Origin of the sequence: Akkermansia muciniphila ATCC BAA-835, from assembly GCF_000020225.1 — a bacterium.
GTDB classification, from domain to species: domain Bacteria; phylum Verrucomicrobiota; class Verrucomicrobiia; order Verrucomicrobiales; family Akkermansiaceae; genus Akkermansia; species Akkermansia muciniphila.
Map to the genome: position 1 here is coordinate 794584 of NC_010655.1, position 17859 is coordinate 812442.

Consider the following 17859-nt stretch of genomic DNA (forward strand, 5'->3'; position numbering starts at 1 on the left):
TTGCGCCGAATCACGCGAGGGACGGGCAATATACTTCCCGCCCCCTCTCTTGTCAAAGCATAAATCATTGATTTACGAAACTATTCCGCCGTTCGCGGAACCTTGTCGCAAGCAAGCTCATGGAGAACTTTGCCATTTCCGCAGAATATCTTACCGCGCAGGCCCGTCAAAACCGTTCCCGGCAGACTCTCCCATGCCCGTTTTCCAGTATTCCCGTTCCGCTTGCAAATAAAACGCACCGAACGGAGGCAGGATTTTTAACGTTTTCCCATGCCTTGCGGCCAGTTCCGGAGAGGGCATGTCCTCCCGCATATGCTTCCCTTTTCCAATCAGGAACGGCAGCACTACCACCTTTTGCCCCTTTAATCCGGGTAATACCTTTTCCACAGAAGGAAATGCGCCAAAGTATGCAAGTGCCATGTCCGTTCCTTCCGGAAGCCGGAACTTCAACTGCTGGAGGAATTGCGCCGGCTCAGGGGCAGCCTCCCTTCCCGTTACCCCGTGGGCTACCACCAGCAGGGAAGCCTCCCCCTCCAATTCCTTTTGCAAGGCGGCGGCCCTAAAACCAACACCGCCGCATCCCGCTCCCCATACGGGTTTAAAAACAAGTTCCGGATGCTGCCCGCTCCCGGCATACAGCGCACGAAGCAATTCCGGCAATGTCTCCGTCACCGTCACGCCGCTCTGCATGAAGACAGGGTAAACCCAGACTACACCATCGCCCGGAGGCAAATCCGCCGCCGTCAGGCTGCGGAAAGACCCCTGCCAGACACAGTCGCTTGAACAGTGAAACTGCTCCGCCACATGCTGCCGCAATTCAGCCCCTGCTTCATCATAGGAAATAAAGAGTTTGTAAATCTTCCTGGGCATTTCGGTAAGACCACTGCGGGGGAACGGCGTTCGGAACATCCTGTCATTTATTCATGCGGAAGTAACGCATGATGGCCGTTTGTAACAAAAAGTCCGGAGGGCGGCAACTCCATACGCTTTTTTCCAATCCATGCTCCCCTCCATTTACACGCACCTATCTAAAAAATATTTACCATATTTATAACAAAATCATTATATCGAATATAAAAAGATACTTCCGGAAAAATAAACCTTCGCCTCCGAATCTCCGCGCGGAGGCAGGATAGCGGCTTGACCGAAAGGCCTGAAACCGTCATGATACAAGGACATACAGGTTTTGTTTTATGTCGTTTTACATTCAATCCGTTGAAATCGGCGGCCCGCGGCCGTTCTACCTTCTGGGCCCCTGCTCTCTGGAATGCGAATCCTTTGTATGGGAGATGGCCCGCTCCATCAAGGCCATCGCGGAAAACCTGGATGTCCCGCTGATCTTCAAAGCTTCCTACGACAAGGCGAACCGCACTTCCGTCACCTCTTTTCGCGGCCCAGGCGTGCAGGAAGGCTGCCGCATTCTGTCGGAAATCGGCAGGGAGCTGAAACTGCCCGTCGTTACGGATGTGCATACGGCCCAGGAAGCGGAAATTGCCGCCGAATACGTGGATCTGCTCCAGGTTCCCGCTTTTTTGTGCCGCCAGACGGATCTTCTGGAAGCCTGCGCCAAGAGCGGCCGGCCCGTGAATATCAAAAAAGGGCAGTTCCTGGCTCCGTGGGATACCGTGAACATCGGGGAAAAAATGCGCGCCTTCGGCTGTGACGAATTCATGATGTGCGAACGCGGCACCACCTTTGGTTATAACAATCTGGTGGTGGACATGCGCTCCCTGTACTGGATGAAACAGGAAGGCTTTCCCGTCGTATTCGACGCCACTCACGCAGTTCAGAAACCCGGGGGATTGGGAGGAACCACGGGAGGAGACAGCGAGCTGGCCCCCGTGCTGGCATCCGCCGCCATGGCGACGGGCAGCATTGACGGCGTGTTCATGGAGGTGCACAAAGACCCGTCCAAAGCGCTTTCCGACGGCCCCAACCAAATTCCTCTCCACCTGCTTGAAGGAGTGCTGAAACGCCTTCAGTCCATCCACCAGGCGGTTCAGTCATGATGAAATTATTGTCCACATGCTTTTTGACAGCCGCCCTGTACGGCACGGAGGCGCAAGCGGACACCAGCCTGCCCGCAGCCACGCCTTTTGCCGGCGTAGATAAAAAATTACCTATGCTGGAGCTTCTGCCCGTAGGCCAGGTGCTCCCAAAAGTCAGCCTGTCACGATATGAAGGGCCGCGCCTTTCCATGCTGCTGACGGCTTCAAGCGTGACCGTGGCCGCCCCGCAGGAAATTGCCGCGAATATCCTGAACGTGTACTTGTACGGAAAAAACAACCAGACCTCCCACCTTTTCACGCAGGCCGCCTCTTATTTTCTGGATAAAAAACTGGCCGTCTCCCATACGGAAACCACCCTCAGGGAAGAGAATCTTTCCGCCAAAGGGACCGGCCTTTACCTGGACACCAATATCAAGAGGGGCATCATTCTGGGTCCCGTTCAAACCACCATCCGCATGGCTCAACGCAACAAGTAACCATTCCTTTTTATGAAAAAACTTTCCTCCCTGCTGCTGGCCCTGGCCGGAAGCCTTGCCTGCAGCGGCGCCAACAGCGTTCCCTCCCACATTGTCCAGCCCCTGCCCAGGGAACTGGATCCCCGCCTGGAACAACCCCTCACCCCGCCTCCCCATATTGTACGCCCCCTGACGGAGGAAGAGACAGCCCGGAGGGAACGGGAACTGGCCCCTGTTCCGACCGCAGGCTTGAAGGAAGACGGGGAAAAGGCGATTCAAACATACAGCGCGCAGGAAAAAACCGTAGACGGGCGGATTCAGGAATTCCGCCAGCAGCACCAGGTTGCCGGAAATACCCCCGCCCCGGCTGCGGAAACTACTCCCTCTTCCGCAGCATCCGGCCCGGAGGAAGGCTTCCTGCAGGCCAATTCCCCAAAAGACCTGTACACCGTAGATTGTGACGGAGACTTGTACTTCGATATGGAAGAAGGCGTTCTGGTGTTCATGAAAAATGTCCGGGTGCGCAACCCCGGCCTTTCCATGGATTGTGCGGATCATCTGAAAATTTATGCGGAATTCGTGCCGAAGAAACCGGGCGACAAAAAACCCTCCGACGTCAAGAAGGAAAAGGGGAAAGAAGAAAATCAGACTCAGGTGGCTCTTCCCAACGGAGGCAATTTCGACTACAATTCCATTAAAACGGTTGCGGCTTCCGGAAATGTGAAGGCCAGTTACACCAACAAACAGGGAGAAACAAGCAACGCCCAGGCTGAAAAAATCACCTACAACGCCAAAACCGGAGAAATCATCCTGACGGGTGCCCCGGTCATCGTCACTCCGGACGTCATCGTGAAAAATCCGAACAAGGATGCTTTCATTCGAGTGTACTCCAACGGAAACATGTACGGCAGCCGCGGAACCAAGACCACGTTCCGCCACGTAGACAAAAAACTTTCCGACCGGGAAAACCAGAAAACCAGCCGCAAACCGTGAGTTCGTTCCACTCTTCTCCTTTGCTAAGCGCCGAAGGCATCTGTAAAACCTACAAAACGCGAACCGTTGTGGACCAGGTCAGCCTGAAGGTAGGGCATGGCGAAATTGTGGGCCTGCTGGGACCGAACGGCGCCGGAAAAACCACTTCCTTTTACATGGTAGCGGGTCTCGTACGCCCGGATGAAGGCCGCGTGATTTTTGCGGACGAAGATATTACGGAATTGCCGATGAACCTGCGCGCCAGGCGCGGCATGGGTTATCTGCCGCAGGAAGAATCTATTTTCCGCAAGCTTTCCGTGGAGGATAATCTTCTGGCCATTCTTCAGACCCGCAAAGACATGACTTCCCGCCAGCAAAAGGACCGCGCCGTAGAGCTGATGGACCGCTTCGGCATCACCAAGCTGCGCCGCTCCATGGCCATCCAGCTTTCCGGCGGCGAAAAGAGAAGGCTGACCATCGCCCGTGCCCTGGCTACCAGCCCCAAACTGCTGATGCTGGACGAACCGTTCAGCGGCGTGGATCCCATCGCCGTTTCAGACATTCAGAAAATCGTTATGGAACTGCGCGATACGGACGGCCTTTCCATCCTGATTACGGACCATAATGTGCGGGAAACCCTCCACATCGTGGACCGCGCCTACATTTTGTTTGAAGGGAAGGTGATCAAGCACGGTACTTCCGAGGAAATCGCCAACGACCCCATCGCCCGCAAGCAGTATCTGGGCGACCAGTTCCGCATGTAATTTTATTTTCCGTCTTTCCCATGTCCTCCCCGCAGAATACGATCGCCCTGGTTTTCGACTACGACCAGACCCTGAGTCCCTTCTACATGCAGGATCAGGCCATCTTCCCGGAATTCGGCATTTCTCCGCAGGAATTCTGGACCAGGTGCAACGCCACCGGAGAAAGAGAAGGCTGGGACGGAGAACTGATTTACATGAAAAGCCTGCTGGACGCCCTTTCCCTGGACCGCGTCAGCAACGCCCGGCTTACCCAGCTTGGAGAGCGCCTCACCTTTTACCCCGGTTTGCCGGACTTTTTTAACGCGTTCCCGTCCATGACCCTCTCCTCCCTTCATACGGATCTGGGCATCAGCATTGAATACTATATCATCTCCTCCGGTTTGAAAGCCCTGATTGACGGTTCCGCCCTGCGCCCTTATTTCAAGGCCGTATTCGGATGCGAATTCAGCGAGGAGAACGGCTACATCAATTTTCCCAAGAGAGTCATTTCCCACACCACGAAAACCCAGTACCTTTTCCGCATCAACAAGGGAATGCTGGATTACGACCAGGACGTAAACGACCACATGCCGGAAGACATGCGCCCCATTCCTTTCGCCAACATGATTTACATCGGCGACGGCCCTACGGACGTTCCCTGCTTCACCGTCATGCGCCGGAACGGAGGCCACGCCGTAGCCGTATATAATCCGGAAGATGAAACCGGCCGCAGTTTCCGCAAATGCTATAATCTGGCCTCCAATTCCGACCGCGTGAATTTCATCGCCCCGGCGGATTACACGCCCGGCAGCCATCTCACCCGCCTGCTGTCCGGCATGGTCACGGATATCGCCAACGGCATTGTGCGCCGCCGGGACCGGGCTCTGGCGGATTCCTGTATTGCGGCTCCTTCCTTTTCCAAATAAAACCCGCTCCATTCCTCTCCCCGTCATGAACAGCCATTTCCACTTTCTCGGCATCTGCGGCACCGCCATGGGCGCAGTAGCCGCCGCCATGGCCCGCCGCGGCTTTACCGTCACCGGTTCCGACGCCAACGTCTATCCCCCCATGTCCACTTTTCTGGAGGAGGAAGGCATCACGCTGTTTGAAGGCTACAAGGCCTCCAACATCCCGCCGGATGCGGACGTCATCGTCATCGGCAATGCCATGAGCCGCGGCAATGAGGAAGTGGAAGCCGTGCTCCAACGGCGCCTGCGTTACCTTTCCCTCCCGGAGACGATGAAGGAATACTTCCTGCGCGGCAAGCGCAACTATGTGGTAACAGGCACCCACGGAAAAACCACCACCACATCCATGCTGGCGTGGCTGATGGAGGATTCCGGGCTGAACCCCAGCTTCATGATTGGCGGCATTGCCCGCAATCTCGGACGCGGGGGCCGTTTTACGGATTCCGATTTTTCCGTACTGGAGGGGGACGAGTACGACACGGCGTTTTTCGACAAACGTTCCAAATTTCTGCACTACCTCCCGGAACTGGTGGTCATCAACAACATTGAATTTGATCACGCGGATATTTACAATTCCCTGGAGGAAATCAAATTGAGTTTCCGACGGCTGACCCAGATCATCCCCCGCAACGGCCTGGCCCTGGTCAACGCGGACGATCCCAACTGCCTGGACGTGGTTAAGGGGGCCCCGTGCCCCGTCAAGACGGTGGGCTTTTCCGACTCTTCCAACATCCGTATCCTGGATGTGGAGACCTCCACGGACGGCAGCCATTTCACACTGGAAGGAACCCGGTACTACGTACCGATGATTGGAGAGTTCAACATCCGCAACGCCGCCATGGCAATTGCAGCCGCACAATTTGCGGGACTGAACGTCAAGCAGCTGGCGGATTCCATGAGCCGCTTTGAAGGCGTGGCCCGCCGCCAGGAAGTCAAGGGGGTGGTCAACGGCATTTCCGTAGTGGACGACTTCGCCCACCACCCAACAGCCATCAAACAGGCCATCCTGGGCCTACGCCAGCGCTATCCGGAATCACGCATCTGGGCCATTTTCGAACCGCGCTCCAACACCACACGCAGAAATATCTTCCAGAATGAACTGGCGTTGTCCCTCGCTACGGCGGATTTCCCTGTGGTAGCCGCCGTGGATCATCCGGACAAGGTAGCTCTGGAGGAACGCCTGGACCTCACCAAACTTTCCAACGACCTTTCCGCGCTGGGCAAGGACGCTCTGATTGGCGGCCATGCCCAGGAAATCGTCTCTGCCGTCTGCAAGAAAGCCCAGCCGGGAGATGTTATTCTGGTAATGAGCAACGGCGGTTTTGAAGGCATTCACGCCAAATTGCTGGAAGCACTGAACGCCTGACCCTTCTTCATACATCCACTTCCAATGAAAAACGCATCCACCATCACCGCCTTCATCATCAGCTTCCTGGTCGTAGGCAGCCTGGCCCTGGTTTTCCTGTTCCTTGACAATAAGGAAGAGGAACCCGCCGCCGCTGAACCGGCGGCGCAAACGGAAGTGCCGGCACGCCAGACGGTAACGCCCCAACCCACCGTCGACCCGCTTACCAAGGAAGATATCAGCCGGCAGACGGCTACGCCGCCCTCCCTGATCAATCTCAGCTCCCCCCAGACACTGGCGCAGGCAATTGCCAAAGTCATTCAGGACCGGGATGAGGACATCCTGAAATCCCTGGAAATCCAGCAGGCCGTGACGGAGAACCAGAGCCGCCTCATCCGGGAGCTCATGGAAGCCCGCCATATACGCCTTTCCTCTCCCGGCATCACCAGCATCGGCGCGAACAACCAGGGGGCCAATCCCACAGCCAGATACACGCTCAATTTCAGCAGCGGCGCGCGCGGCTACCTGGATATGAAGCGCAATGACAAGCAACAGTGGACGCTGGATACCCTCACTCTGCCCAGCAAGCAGGATCTGGCCAAGGACAAAGTCGCCCCCATGGCGATGAATGACCCCATGGGCATCGTCAGTTCCTTCATGGATGCCGTCGCCAAGGCGGATTTCCGCGGGGCGAGGAAGTTCGTGGACGGAACTAAAGTGCAGGATGCCACGGTAGCCGGTTTGTGCATTCTGTTTGAGGAGGGGGCTTTCCGGCTCCGGGAGGACGCTCCCATCAAAACCGCCTACGAAGCGCCCACCAATGCGGGGTTTTTCGTTCATCTTCAGGACGCCCAGGGCAGGAAGGCCGGCAATGTAGGCCTGACCGTGGCCAAAACGGACGGACAATGGCTGGTTGCGGAAGCTTCCCTGGACAGCATGCTGGAAGCTTATACGAAACGGCAGGGGGCCGGAGACGACATCTTTATCCCCATTGTAAAAAATCCCCAGGGCGGCGATTCCCTGGCCCTGTTCTTCGGCTTTAATGAAGATACCCTTTCCAAGCGTTCCGAACGCCAGCTGCAAATCGTAGCGGAAGCTATCAAGATGGACAGTGGCAAGAAGCTGGAAATCAGCGGCCATACGGATGACGTGGGGAGCGAACGCTACAACCAGGGGCTCTCCGAACGCCGTGCGGCCGCCGTGAAAGCCCAGCTCGTCCAGTTCGGCGTTCCTGCGGAAAGAATCGTTACCAAGGGATTCGGCAAATCTCAGCCGCGCCGAACCTACTCCCCCACGGCAGACGAAGAAACAAGGGATGAAGCCCGCAAGGAAAACCGCCGCGCGGAAATGTACCTGGACTTTTAAAAGAATCATCAGAGAGCAGAGAAGGGGCAAGCCTTTCCAACTTCTCTATTTACTGTTGCCTGTCAATTATTAACCATATTCCATGGCTCGCCGATATGTCATCAGGCAGGATGCCGCTCCGGTCGCCCCCATCTCCGGGATCGACTACCGTACGGCCCTCAATGAAGAACAGTACGCCGCCGTTTCTTCAGAACCGGGGCCGGCTCTTGTCATCGCAGGAGCCGGATCGGGAAAAACGCGCACGCTGACTTATCGCGTGGCCTGGCTTCTGGATCACGGTACGGACCCATGGAACATTCTGCTGCTTACCTTCACCAATAAGGCGGCGCGGGAAATGACGGAACGGGTGCGTTCCCTGATTCCCCTGGACTTGTCCCGCCTGTGGAGCGGCACGTTCCATTCCATTGCCAACCGCATCCTGCGCCAGCATGCGGAATACCTGGGATATACACCGGCTTTTACAATCATGGACTCCGACGACCGCAAATCCATGATTAAAAGCGTGGTCAAATCCCTCAAACTGGATGAGAAATCCACCCGCTTCCCCAAGCCGGAAGTTCTTTCATCCCTGTTCAGTCTGGCAGACAACGAGGGAGCCAATATCCGGGAAACGCAGGAAAACGCCTATCCCTACCTTTCCAACCACCTGGACGCCATCCTGGAGGTGCATGATCAATACGTAGCCCGCAAGCAGGAAACCAACAGTATGGACTTTGACGACCTGCTTCTCAACGTCGTGAGGCTTTTTCAGGAACAGGAGCACCTGCGTGCCCTGTACGGTTCCCGCTTCCAGCATATTCTGGTGGATGAGTACCAGGACACCAATTACCTCCAGAGCCGCCTCATCGACATGCTGGCCCGGGAACACGGCCAGCTGATGGTGGTGGGGGACGATGCCCAGAGCATCTACTCCTGGCGCGGAGCGGACATGGAAAACATCCTCAGCTTCACTACCCGCTATCCGGCGGCAAAGACTTTCAAGATAGAAACCAATTACCGCAGTGTGCCGGAAATTCTGGAACTTTCCAACGCGGCTATCGCCGCCAACGAAGTTCAAATTGAAAAACAGCTCCGCTCCGTGCGGCCCACCGGGGAAATGCCTCCCGCCCTCGTCCCGCTCAACGACGACCGGATGCAGGCCAAATTTGTCGTCCAGCGTATCAGGGATCTCATTGAAGAAGGCACGGACCCCAGTGAAATAGCCGTGCTTTACCGCGCCCACTTCCACAGCATGGAATTGCAAATGGAACTGACCCGCGGAGAAATACCTTTCCGCATCACCAGCGGCATCAGGTTTTTCGAGCAGGCCCATATTAAGGACGTGGTGGCATTTATGCGTTTTGTGGTCAATCCCAGGGATGAACTTTCCTTCCGCCGCATGGTGATGCTGCTGCCCGGCATCGGCCCCGGCATGGCCCAAAAACTCTGGATACGCTGGACCGCCTGCCCGGAAAGCCGGCAAGAAACCCCTCCGGAATCCTTTTCCGCCCTGATGCTGGATTTCCCGGTTCCTGCCAAATCCAGAACGGCCTGGACGCAGCTTTGCTACACACTGGATGAACTGGCCCCTGCCGGAAAGCTGGCCGGACCGGCCTCCATGCTCCTTTCCATCAATGAGGCCGTGTACGACGAGTACATGCAGGCCGCATTCGAAAATTACGACCAGCGCAGGCAGGACCTTCTGCATCTGGCCGGATTTTCCGAACGCTTTGAATCCACGGAGGATTTTCTTTCCCAGCTTTCCCTTTTGGGCAACACGGATGATGAAAGCGCCGCGGCGGACTTTTCCGGTGGCTCCGTCACCCTGTCCACTATCCACCAGGCCAAGGGACTGGAATGGTCTGTCGTCTTCCTGATCGGCCTGTGCGACGGCATGTTTCCGCACCAGCGGGTCATTGATGACGGAGACCTGGCCGGGCTGGAAGAAGAACGCCGCCTCTTTTATGTAGGCATTACCCGCGCCAAGGACCAGCTTTACCTGACCTACCCCCGCTGGAACTGCCGCGCCCAGGGAGGAACCTTCATGCAAATGCCCTCCCGCTTTCTGGATGAATTCCCAGCCGGCCTGGTGGAAGAGTGGGAGGTGGAATAATCCAGATCTCCTCTCCCGGGTCATATCCGGGAAACGCCGGTTCTCAATCTTCTCCCGCCGGACAGGGAAAACGTGGCGCGGAGTTTCCGAAGGGTTCTTTTCCCACCCGTTTGAATTCCTGCTTCCAACCCTTATCCGGAGATATTTCCGTCTTTCCCGGAGAACGGAATTCCCCGACAACCCCGGCCATATTCCAAAAACCGTGGACACCGCGGCTCTTACCGCATCCTTCCGTTTCTACCGCTGCGGTTCATCACCGCCATATCCAGCAAAGCCAATACCCACTTCCGTATTTTGCTTCTCAAAACGCTTGTTGGGAAGCATCCCAAACCCTCTTTTCATTCCTGCTGGTTTGCAAAATTAAATATATAGCTTTCTGATTTTGGCGGGAAAGCGCTTAGGGAAATATTTCATATGCGTTTTTGTAAGTAAGTATTTACGGAATATACTGAAATCCCCACTTCGTCATTTCATAGAATACAGGCAACAATGCCTGCCCCTTTTCCGTAAGAGAGTATTCAACACGGGGCGGTATCTCGTTGAATTGCATTCTGGATACAAGCCCGTCCTTTTCTAATTCTCGAAGGGAAGAGGCAAGCATGGTATTTGTAATACCATTAATATTTTTTTTTAACTCACCAAAGCGGATGGGATCTTGAATAAACAATTCATAAAGGATTTGAAATTTCCATTTCCCCTGCAACATAAGCAGAAGTGGAGTCACAGGACAATTCCCCGCTTCAGTCAAAATTCCCTCTTTCACTTCATGCCTGTATTCATCGTAGGTCATATCCTTGTGCATGAAAAATGCCTTCCTTTCTCTATTAGTATAGTCAACCGTACTGAGTCAGAATAATATGCGTACTTGAAAAAAATTTTATCCTTAGTATAATTATCTTACTAATAGAAGTCAACAAGTAAAGTTAAATATTTATAATCGTTTTACAATGAAAGAAATCAATATAGGTCAGGCGACGGCTATCACCTTTCCCAATCCTCTCGTGTTGGTTTGCACCAAAAAAGAGAACGGTATGCTGAACATGGCTCCCGTTTCATTCTTCATGTACTCCTCGTTTAACCCTCCTATGCTGGCCTTTGCAATGGGTAAAACCGCCAATTCCGGCGAAAATATCCGCAAGACCGGCAAAGCCGTACTCGCTGCCCCTGGCGTCAGCTTGAAAGATGCGGTCATGGCTTACGGCTCTAAAAACGGCGGGCAGATTGACAAACTGAAGGAATTTCCAGTCGCTCTGCAAAACATTGACGGAACAGACATTCAGATCCCGGAGGACAGCCCTATTGCTTTTGTGGCATCGCTAGCTGAAACTGTGGAGTCTGGCAATCATTACCTGTATCTCTGCAATATTGACAAAATAGTGGCGGACAAAACAAAAGAAGCCCTGTTCGCATGGAATGGTTATGCCAAAGTTGCCCCGGCACAGGAAAAATAATTTGATGCCGTCAGCGGGGCTTTCATGGTTTTCTGTGAAAGCCCTGTTCTTTTCCAAATATCAAAATCTGGCGATGGGGATGATATAATAAAGTGTATAATTAAAAAAAGCGACACTTATGAGCCAGTTTTCTAATTTTCAAAGTAGACCGGATCACATTGAAATCCGTGGCGCCCGTGTTCATAATCTGAAAAATATTGATTTAGATATCCCGTTGGGCAAGCTGGTAGGAATTACGGGGGTGTCAGGATCAGGAAAGTCCTCTTTGGCTTTGGGCGTACTTTATGCCGAAGGTTCCCGCCGCTATTTAGAGGCATTGTCCGCCTATACTCGGCGGCGTATAATACAGATGGCAGAGGCAAAAATTGACAGTATAGAATATGTCCCGGCTGCCCTTGCTCTTCGTCAACGTCCCGCTGTTCCCGGTGTCCGCAGTACATTTGGAACGGCTACCGAACTTTTGAACTCAATCCGGCTTATGTTTTCCCGCTTGGGAAATCACCGCTGTCCCAATGGACATTTGCTTTCGCCATCGGTCAACGTCGCGGCAATGCGTCCCCTTGTCTGCTCTGTATGCGGAGCGGTATTTGACGGTCTCAGCGCAGAAAGTTTTTCATTCAATGGCCAAGGAGCGTGTCACACCTGCGGAGGAACTGGAATTGTTCAAGCAGTAGACGAAACAACTTTAGTGCCTGACGAGTCCCTTTCCATTGACGAAGGAGCAGTTGCGCCGTGGAATTCTTTGATGTGGTCGCTGATGACTAACGTATGCCGGGCGATGGGCGTTCGAACCGATGTACCTTTTTCGGAGTTGACAGAACAGGAACGGGAGATCGTCTTTCATGGTCCGCCAGAAAAGAAACATATCCTTTATAAAGCAAAGAGCAGCAATCAAGCGGGAGAAATGGATTTTACCTATTATAACGCTGTTTATACCGTGGAAAATGCCCTTGCTAAAGTTAAAGACGAAAAGGGAATGAAGCGGGTAGAAAAATTTTTGAAGCGGAACGCCTGCCCGAATTGCGGAGGCTCCCGGCTCAATAAGCGGGCGTTATCAAGTCTGCTATGCGGAAAAAACCTTGCGGAAATCACCAAAATGACATTAAGCGATTTAACCGCTTGGATAAAGACGATTTCTGCTTCCATGCCGGAAGAACTAAAAACAATGGCGGAAAGTATCTGCGGTCAATTTCTGCATGTATCAAAACGTCTTTCTGGCTTAGGTCTGGATTATATTACCCTTGACCGGGCCGGAACAACGCTTTCCACCGGAGAGCGTCAACGCGTGCAGCTTGCAAGGGCTGTACGAAACCGTACCACAGGTGTTCTCTATGTGTTGGATGAACCGTCTATTGGCTTACACCCAGCAAATGTAGATGGGCTGTTGGGCGTTATAGATGATCTTATTGCTCATGGTAATTCTGTGATACTGGTAGACCATGATGTGCGAGTTTTAAAGGCTGCTGATTGGTTAATTGAAATGGGCCCAAAAGCTGGAGAGCATGGCGGACAGATAGTTGCACAGGGAACGATTAAAGCAGTAGCAAAAAAAACGAGTTCACTCATCGTTGGATTTTTGGCAGACAAGGAAAAACCGGTTATCCGAGAAACGGCAACGCCGGAGGCCATGTTTGCACATGGGCATATCAAACTGTCTACTGCTCCTTTGCATACAGTCCATGCCCTTGATTTAGACATCCCCAAAGGTCGGCTGATTGCTGTAACAGGAGTTTCCGGTTCCGGCAAAACAACACTGATTTTGGAAAGTCTTATTCCCGCCATAGAAGCTGCCATAGCGAAAGCGCCGATGCCTGACCATGTGAAAAGCGTGGAGGTAGCCGGTATTGAACGTATAAATCTTATTGATGCAACACCTATTGGCGTGAATGGCCGTTCTACCGTTGCAACATACAGCGGGATATTAGATGATTTGCGCCGGCTTTATGCAGCTATCCCGGAAGCAAAATCAAAAGGGTATAAAGTAAGTGACTTTTCCTATAATACTGGGTCACTCCGTTGCTTTGGTTGTGACGGAACAGGTCAAATTACAATGGATGTGCAATTTCTCCCGGACGTGGATATCATCTGCCCGGACTGCGGCGGCTCCCGCTATGGAAAAGAAGCGGAGGCAATTCGTTATCGCTCTAAAAAAGACAAGGTGAACGCACCCGGTATTTCTCTGCCTGTACTGATGGGGATGACCGTGGAGCAGGCGTTAGAACGCTTATGTGACGTGAAAAAGGTTAAAGAAAAGCTCCAAATTCTTTCTGATTTAGGTTTGGGTTATTTAACTTTAGGCGAAGCAACTCCTGCCCTGTCCGGCGGTGAGGCACAGCGGCTAAAGCTGGCGGCTGAAATGGAAAAGGCACAGGACGACGCCATATTTGTATTTGACGAGCCAACGATTGGACTTCATCCGCTGGATGTACGGATACTAATTGGCGTATTTCAGAAACTTGTTGATGCCGGTGCAACAGTTATCGTCATTGAGCATGATTTAAACATGATTGCCAATTCCGATTATGTGGTCGATATGGGGCCGGGAGGCGGCAAAGCAGGAGGACAAATTGTAGCAACTGGTTTGCCTAAAAAAATCGCTGAAACGGCTGAAAGCCTTACAGGAAAATATCTATGTGAAATAATTTCATAGAAACGTAAATCTGTAGGACGACGGTAAAAGAAAAAGCCGTCGTGCAACAGCATTTTGATACTCCCAAATTAAAAAACGGCGGTCTCGGGATTCTCAAAGCCGCCGTTTTTTATCCTCTCTCTGAATGTCTGACCTTCACGGTTCTGCGCATATCAAGGCTCTTTTCGTAAAATTAGTAATTGACTTCTCCATATCCGCGAAAATAACTGTTTTCAAGAATTTTTAGAGATAATCAAAATTGTTGCTATAAAAAATGAATTGACCTGGATGTTCTTGAAATTCCTTCCCGGCTCAAAACTGAAAAAACATGTCATGATTAAATTATTTGAAGAAGAAATATAACCAATTCATCATGAATAATTTTAATTATTATTTTCATTAATTTCTCTCATGTCATTCCGGTGAACGAACCGGAATGAGAATCATCTAAAATCTCGGGCGCCGTGATTGTCACGAACGCATAACCATCTAATCATTAAACAAATAAAAAAGCATGAAATTAAGACTCCCACATATGCTGCTGGCGGCTGTTATCGCCTGCCTTGGCAGTTTCTCCGTTGCTACGGCAGCTGACTATGCAGTCAACAGTGCCGATGAATTCGTTACGGCCTGGAACCAGGCTGCCGCTTCCAATGAAGCTTCAACCATCACGATTACCGTACCTTCCGGCTCCGATAATATTACGCTGACCCAAGAGCAACGAGCCCAGTTGAACGCCATCTCCGGAACGGGCAACGTCACCATTCAAATGACGGACGCCAGCAACAAACTGGTTAATTTCAATTACGATCTGGTTAACAACCAAGTCAGTTTCAACGACGTCACCTTGAGTGAACCTCTGGGAAGCGACAATGACATTGTGGTGACGAATGCTTCAAATACCACAACTATTGATGGCAGGAATATTGCCATCGAAGGTACGAATGATGCTGCCAATCCCAAGACGGTGGGAGCCACCGTCACCTCCACGAACGGACAGGTAGGCATCGGCGACAATGTTTCCATGGAAAAAGCCGTTACCGTCACCGGCCAGGCAGCTCAAACCGTAGATCCGGCAACGCCGCCGACCGGCCAAGCCTATACCAAGACGACGTACAATACTTACAATAATTCCAACGAACAGGCCGTGGTCCTGGGCAACAACGTCACGATGCAGGATACCGTAACGGCGACAGGCCAAATCGTAAGCGATCCGGCATCCAAGGTTGCGCTGAACGGAGATGTGACCTCCACAGCGGGAATCGGAACCGTAACTACGGAACAGTTTGACGCCTCCAACGCCCAGACCGGCAAAACCGTCATCGACTCTATGGATGACAGCGTCTCCGGCGGCATCATTCTTGGAGAAACCACAGCCGGGGCCGTCACCCTCAAAACTGAGGGCGGCAATATTTCCCTGGGAGACAATTCCGTCCTGGATGGCACTACTGTTTCCGCAGAATCCGCCGACCTGAACAAAACCGTTTACAGCAATGACGGCGGCAGCTGGAATACCGTCGCAAGCACTGAAAAGCTGGGCACCATCGAAGGCAGCGTCACGCTGGGTGAAAATACTACCGTCAAGGGAAATTCCACCCTGACAGCGGATGACAATATCGCCATCGGCAACAACAGCGTCATCACCGGCAATACCGCCGCTGACGGCGTGATCTCCGCAGGTGGCCAGATTTCCATCGGGGACGGTACCCAGGTCTTGGATAACACCGCCACCAGCGACGGCAAAGCCGCCATCAACCTGGCGGACGGGCAAACCCTGTACATCGGCTCCGGAGCAATCCTTTCCGGCAATACTTCCAACGGCGTTTCCGGTTCCGTGCAGGCTGGCCAAAACACCCAGATCAACGTTTATACGGACGCCACCGCCTATACCTTCATCAATGACGGCATCTCCACCACGGCCGCCGCTTCCACGGCTGACGCCGCTCCGCTGGCTGCTGACCAGACCGTCATGACGAAGACCGGAGCGGGAACTCTCGTTTACGGCGGCACAGGAACCACCGATACGTTCGGAGGAACCTACCAGCAGCTTGAAGGCAACCTGATCATCGGCCATGCCACCTTCGGCGCCGTTGACTCCGCCACCGGAGAAGTCGGTCCGCTCCAGTCCATTGACGGCGCCGTAATGGGGACGGACGATACTGTTTACGACATTCGGACGGGACAGGTGACCCTGGCGAAGAATTCCACCATGAAGGGAGCTTCCGCCACTTTCGGAGGCGATTCTACCTTGCTGCTGAGCGACGGGTCCGTACTGGACTTCGGCACTCCCGCCACGTTCCAGGATAATTCCCGCGTAGGCATCCAGGTATCCGACGCCAGCGGCAATCCCGTTCCGCTCGCCCAACTCCGCAAGGGGACGGAAAGCGTGACGGTCACGCTGAACGGCACGGACATTTCCGGACGCCTGCTGAACAACGTATTTCTGAGCACCACCATGGCTCCGGGAACGGCGGAAGGCACCACCACCATCACCCAGGATATGAAGGGCATTGACGGCCCCATGTCCGGCTACAACGGCAACGTTTACACCGTAGCGGCCGCTCTGGAAAACAACCGTCTGAATGTGGCCGCCGGTTCTCCCGCCGCCCAGTTCTATGAAAACCTGTTCCGGGCCACGAGCGCGGATGAAGCGGCCCGCATCATCCAGTCCGTCAGCGGTGAACACGTGGTGAACTTCACCTGGGCAGCCAGCCGCACCGTGCGGAACTTCGCCGACCTGGGGCGCATTCAATCCGCCGCCTCCATGGCACGCCAGACGGAAGACACCGTTGAAGTAGTGGACGCCAAGGGTTCTCCGATCGCCCGCAAGACAATCGCCAGAGGCAACGGCAATATCTGGGTGGGCGGCATGGGAATCTGGGATGACCAAGATGCCCGCGACGGTGTTTCCGGGTATAAGTATAATGCCGGCGGTTATGCCGTAGGCATTGACTACAAAGCCGCTCAAGGTTCCCTGATCGGCATCGCCGCCGGTCAAAGCTTCGGCAGCTTCAAGGATAAGACAGGCATCGGCGCCGACTACGACGTCGATTCCTTCCTGGCCATGATTTATGGACGCATGCATCCCTTCAGGGACAGCAAGTTCACTCTGGACGGCTACGGCGCCTACGGACGTTCCCGTTTCAAAGGTGATTCCTACATCATGGGGTCTGCCGCCAACGGCAGAGCAGATACGGACACCTTCAGCGGCGCCCTTTACGGCACCTGGACGGAACGTTTCGCACTCGGCAGGGCCTTTATAACACCTTACACGGGTATTGAGTTCATGACTTCCGAACTCAAGGGATTCTCTGAAAGCGGACCTTATGGGCGCACCTTCGGCCACGCCCGGGCCCAGAACTGGACCATTCCTGTCGGCATTACGATCGCCCGCGCCTACCAGACGGACGGAGGCACCACCATCACCCCGGCCTTGACGGTAGCCGTATCCCAGGATGTGAGCCGCATGAATCCGAAATCCAATGTCGCCGGCCCCCTCGGAACCTGGAACGCCCGCGGCGTCAATGTTGGCCGCACCGCATTCCGTTTGAATGCCGGCATTGATGTGCTCTTCTCCAACCAGTGGGGAGCACGCGTCTGCTACCAGTTCGAGACCCGCAACAAGCTGACCGCCCACGGTATCAACGGCGCCCTCAGCTATACGTTCTAAGTAGGAGAGCGCTCCAGCGCATGCTTTTACTTGGTTATGGTAGGCCCTTTCCCGCCCCACGCGGGAAAGGGTTTTCCGTATGTTTCCGCATCCGTTCTTTTAATTCCTCTGCGGATTCCCAATCCGAAAAATAAATCCACGTCTCTTTATTATGCATAAA

13 protein-coding genes are annotated in these 17859 nt (G+C 53.6%); 11 read left to right on the plus strand and 2 right to left on the minus strand.

Translation table 11 applies throughout. The annotated features are described in order from the left end of the window. Positions 1-150: 150 nt before the first annotated feature. Positions 151-870, minus strand: a complete 720-nt coding sequence (locus tag AMUC_RS03675; RefSeq protein ID WP_012419727.1) for a hypothetical protein — start codon at positions 868-870, stop codon at positions 151-153. A gap of 323 nt (positions 871-1193) precedes the next feature. On the opposite strand from AMUC_RS03675, the gene kdsA reads away from it, so the two are divergent. From kdsA to AMUC_RS03715, 8 genes are all read left to right on the plus strand, one after another. Then, on the plus strand, positions 1194-2009 hold the full coding sequence (gene kdsA / locus AMUC_RS03680; protein ID WP_012419728.1) for a 3-deoxy-8-phosphooctulonate synthase: 816 nt from the start codon (positions 1194-1196) through the stop codon (positions 2007-2009). Next, positions 2006-2485 (plus strand): LptA/OstA family protein, encoded by a 480-nt coding sequence (locus AMUC_RS03685; RefSeq protein WP_012419729.1) that lies wholly within the window; start codon positions 2006-2008, stop codon positions 2483-2485. Before kdsA ends, AMUC_RS03685 begins: the two co-directional genes overlap by 4 nt. Positions 2486-2497: 12 nt before the next feature. Next, the gene (locus AMUC_RS03690) at positions 2498-3457 is read left to right on the plus strand and encodes an LptA/OstA family protein (RefSeq protein ID WP_012419730.1); all 960 of its coding nucleotides are present in this window, start codon (positions 2498-2500) and stop codon (positions 3455-3457) included. After that, the gene (lptB, locus tag AMUC_RS03695; RefSeq protein WP_012419731.1) at positions 3454-4200 is read left to right on the plus strand and encodes an LPS export ABC transporter ATP-binding protein; all 747 of its coding nucleotides are present in this window, start codon (positions 3454-3456) and stop codon (positions 4198-4200) included. The genes AMUC_RS03690 and lptB overlap by 4 nt, the downstream gene beginning before the upstream one ends. A 20-nt stretch (positions 4201-4220) precedes the next feature. Further along, positions 4221-5105 carry an HAD family hydrolase gene (locus tag AMUC_RS03700; RefSeq protein WP_012419732.1) on the plus strand — a complete coding sequence of 295 codons (885 nt, stop codon included), beginning with the start codon at positions 4221-4223 and terminating at the stop codon, positions 5103-5105. Between the two features lie 25 nt (positions 5106-5130). Beyond that, positions 5131-6513, plus strand: coding sequence for a UDP-N-acetylmuramate:L-alanyl-gamma-D-glutamyl-meso-diaminopimelate ligase (mpl, locus tag AMUC_RS03705; protein ID WP_012419733.1), 1383 nt, complete (start codon positions 5131-5133; stop codon positions 6511-6513). Positions 6514-6537: 24 nt separating this feature from the next. Beyond that, positions 6538-7857: an OmpA family protein gene (locus tag AMUC_RS12860; protein WP_012419734.1), complete on the plus strand. Its 1320-nt coding sequence runs from the start codon at positions 6538-6540 to the stop codon at positions 7855-7857. Positions 7858-7939: 82 nt separating this feature from the next. Next, entirely contained in the window at positions 7940-9949 is a 2010-nt protein-coding gene (locus AMUC_RS03715; RefSeq protein ID WP_012419735.1) for an ATP-dependent helicase, read from the plus strand. A gap of 436 nt (positions 9950-10385) precedes the next feature. Here the strand turns inward: AMUC_RS03715 and AMUC_RS03720 are convergent, their stop codons facing one another. Continuing rightward, a complete protein-coding gene (locus AMUC_RS03720; RefSeq protein WP_012419736.1) occupies positions 10386-10751 on the minus strand; it encodes a winged helix-turn-helix transcriptional regulator in 366 nt (121 codons plus the stop codon). 145 nt (positions 10752-10896) lie between these two features. On the opposite strand from AMUC_RS03720, the gene AMUC_RS03725 reads away from it, so the two are divergent. The 3 genes from AMUC_RS03725 (at position 10897) to AMUC_RS03735 (ending at position 17699) form a co-directional block, all read left to right on the plus strand. Beyond that, positions 10897-11400 (plus strand): flavin reductase family protein, encoded by a 504-nt coding sequence (locus AMUC_RS03725; RefSeq protein WP_012419737.1) that lies wholly within the window; start codon positions 10897-10899, stop codon positions 11398-11400. A gap of 118 nt (positions 11401-11518) precedes the next feature. Next, on the plus strand, positions 11519-14050 hold the full coding sequence (locus AMUC_RS03730) for an excinuclease ABC subunit UvrA (RefSeq protein ID WP_012419738.1): 2532 nt from the start codon (positions 11519-11521) through the stop codon (positions 14048-14050). A 493-nt stretch (positions 14051-14543) separates the two neighbouring features. Next, positions 14544-17699 carry an autotransporter family protein gene (locus AMUC_RS03735; RefSeq protein ID WP_081429103.1) on the plus strand — a complete coding sequence of 1052 codons (3156 nt, stop codon included), beginning with the start codon at positions 14544-14546 and terminating at the stop codon, positions 17697-17699. Positions 17700-17859: the final 160 nt, after the last annotated feature.